Below are 2,781 nucleotides of genomic sequence, written 5' to 3'. Positions count from 1 at the left end.
CGGGTCGTCGTCACGGGGCGGGCGGTGGGCCGCGGCGGGCCGACGACCACGACGGGCAGCTGCGGCGGCAGCCCGGCGAGCAGGTGGTCCAGCAGGCTGCGCCCGTCGAGGGGTGCGGCGACCTTGTCGGGGCCGGCGCCGGCGAAGCGCCGCCCCGCGCCACCGGCCAGCACGACGACCACCACGCCGTCCCCGGCGCCGTCCCCACCCCGGTCCCCGGTCACGCCCACCCCCTCCGGCGGCACCCGCGGCCGCGCACCTAGCCCGAAAGGGTGGCCGGCGCCCCGGAGGCTCACCCCACCCGCCGAGGCGGCCGAACAACCAGTGGATCGGAGGAGCTCGCGCTCCGCTCCGCACCGCCGCCCGCCCTCCTGGAAGGTTGACATGCTCCGCAACCTGAGCATCAGAGCCAAGCTGCTCGCTCTCCTCGCCGTGCCGCTGGTCCTGCTGCTCGGCGTGGCGACCGTCCTGAACACCCAGATCTACCTGTCGGGTCGCGACGTGCGCTCGCTGGCGGTCTTCGGTGCCGGGGCCGACACCCTCAACGAGACGATGAACACCTACCAGGAGGAGCGCCTGCTGAGCGTGCGCTACCTCCTGGACCCGAGCCAGGAGCTGCACGACCAGCTCGTCGCGGCCCGCACCCGGACCGACGTCAGCACCCAGGCCTCCAAGCAGGTCATGGCGGACTCCGGTCTCGCCGAGCGCGAATCCCGCACGCAGGCCGCCATGGGCCAGGTCAGCGTGATGGTCCTGCAGCAGCTGCCCGTGCTGCGCGCCGCCGTCGACGCCCAGCAGATGTCGGCGTACCAGGTGATGACCCGCTACAACAGCTTCAGCGAGGGCCTCAGCAACCTGCCCTTCGCCGTCGCCAACGACTCCGAGGACCGCGACCTCGCCGACGAGCTGCGCAACTTCGGCTACATCGCCCGCGTCGCCGACGCGGTGACCCAGGAGGAGGTGGCCGGCCTCCTCGTCATCCGCGGCATCGACGCCGAGCTCGCCGCCGACGCCCGCCGCAACGCGGTCTACAAGCAGCAGCAGTACAGCGGCCTGTTCATCAGCGGCTCCTCCGAGGAGGAGGCGGGCGAGCTCGAGTCGGCCCTCGCGGACCACGCCGCCGAGCAGAGCGACCTGGCCGCCGCCCGGAAGATCTTCAACGGCGTCGCCGGCGTCGGCGGCCAGGTCGACCCGGAGCAGTGGATCGCGGCCGCCACGGCGATCGCCGACGTCTACCGCACCAAGTCCACCGACACCGCCACCGAGCTCGTCGACACCGCGAACGAGCGCGCCGCCGGCGCCCTGCTGAGCACCGTGGTCTTCACCGTCCTCAACGTCCTCGTCGTCGGCGGCGTGATCATCCTGGCGCTCCGCTTCGGCCGGGGCATCGCCCGCCGCCTGTCCCTGCTGGCCGCGGCCGCCACCGAGGTGCGCGACGAGCTGCCCCGCATGGTGGAGCGCATGCAGACCCCGGGCGAGGGCCCGGGCGTGGAGATCGTGCCCCTCGACGACGCCAGCGCCGACGAGGTCGGCCAGCTCAGCCGCGTCATCGACGACCTGAACAGCACCACCGTGCGCATCGCCGGTGAGCAGGCCGCCCTGCGCGCCTCCATCGCCGAGATGTTCGTCAACGTCGCCCGCCGCGACCAGACGCTGCTGGCCCGCCAGCTCGCCTTCCTCGACCAGCTCGAGCGCACCGAGGAGGACCCCGACACCCTCGAGGACCTCTTCACCCTCGACCACCTCGCCACCCGGATGCGCCGCAACGCGGAGTCGCTGCTCGTCCTGGCCGGCATCAACACGGGCCGCCGCCTGCGCCGCCCGCTGCCGCTGTCGGACGTCATCCGCACCGCGGCCGGTGAGATCGAGCACTACGACCGCGTGGACCTCGGCCTGCAGGTCGACCCGCCGGTCGTGGGGCACCTCGCCCTCTCGCTCGCGCACATGATCGCGGAGCTGCTGGAGAACGCCACCAACTTCTCCGACCCGTCCTCGCGCGTGGTCGTCGGCACCGCCGAGACCGCCACCGGCGTCCAGGTGCGGATCACCGACACCGGTCTCGGCATGAACGCCGAGGAGCTGGCGCAGGTCGCCGAGCGCATCCGCGGCGCCAAGGCCAGCGAGGTCGTCGGCGCCCAGCGCCTCGGGTTCTTCGTGGTGGGCCGCCTCGCCGGCCGCCTGGAGGTGGACGTCCACATCACCTCCGAGGAGGGCAAGGGCACCACGGTCGTCCTCGACCTGGCCCCCGCGCTGTTCGCGCCCGGCACCGTCGGCTCCGCCGCGCCCGAGCTCGACGCCCCGGCACCGGCCGCCCCGCGCGCCGACGCGCCCATCGCGCTGCCGCCGACCCCGGTCGTGCTGTCCGTCCCGACGTCCGGGCCCGCCCCCGAGGTGGTCGTGGAGTCCCGCCCGGGCAGCGCGCCGCTGCCGACCCGCACGCCGCTGCCGACCCGCAACCGCGACGCCGCGCCCGCGGCGACCGAGGGCCCCCGCGCCCGGTCGCTGCCGGACACCCCGGTGATGCCGGCCGTCGACGTGCCGCTGCCCACCGAGACCGGCTGGTCCCCGGAGAGCGTCCCGGTCGCCGCGGACGCCCCCAAGGCGATGCCGCGCCGCCGCAAGGCGGAGCCGGCCGCGACCGAGCCGGCTGCGGCGCAGGACATCCTGCCCAAGCGCGGTGGCAGCCGGCCGCGGCCGCGCCGGGAGTCCCCGGTGCCGCCGCGCACGGCGGCGGAGGCCCTGTGGACCACCCGCTCCCGCGCGCAGGCCCCGGACGCGCAT

The 2,781-nt window shown here is 75.1% G+C and carries 2 protein-coding genes; one reads left to right on the top strand and one right to left on the bottom strand.

Annotation, left to right across the window (positions count from 1 at the left end; genetic code table 11):
• A partial coding sequence (locus ABEB16_RS20875) for an NTP transferase domain-containing protein (RefSeq protein WP_345714104.1) occupies nucleotides 1–224 on the bottom strand: 224 nt, incomplete at its 3' end.
• 160 nt (nucleotides 225–384) lie between these two features.
• Between ABEB16_RS20875 and ABEB16_RS20870 the strand changes: the two genes are divergently transcribed.
• The coding region (locus ABEB16_RS20870; RefSeq protein ID WP_345714103.1) for a sensor histidine kinase at nucleotides 385–2,781 on the top strand (2,397 nt) is incomplete at its 3' end.

It is taken from the genome of Kineococcus glutinatus, assembly GCF_039542765.1.
GTDB classification, from domain to species: Bacteria; Actinomycetota; Actinomycetes; order Actinomycetales; family Kineococcaceae; genus Kineococcus_A; species Kineococcus_A glutinatus.
The sequence above is the reverse complement of the archived record's forward strand: the minus strand, read 5'-3'. Positions and strand labels throughout refer to the sequence as shown.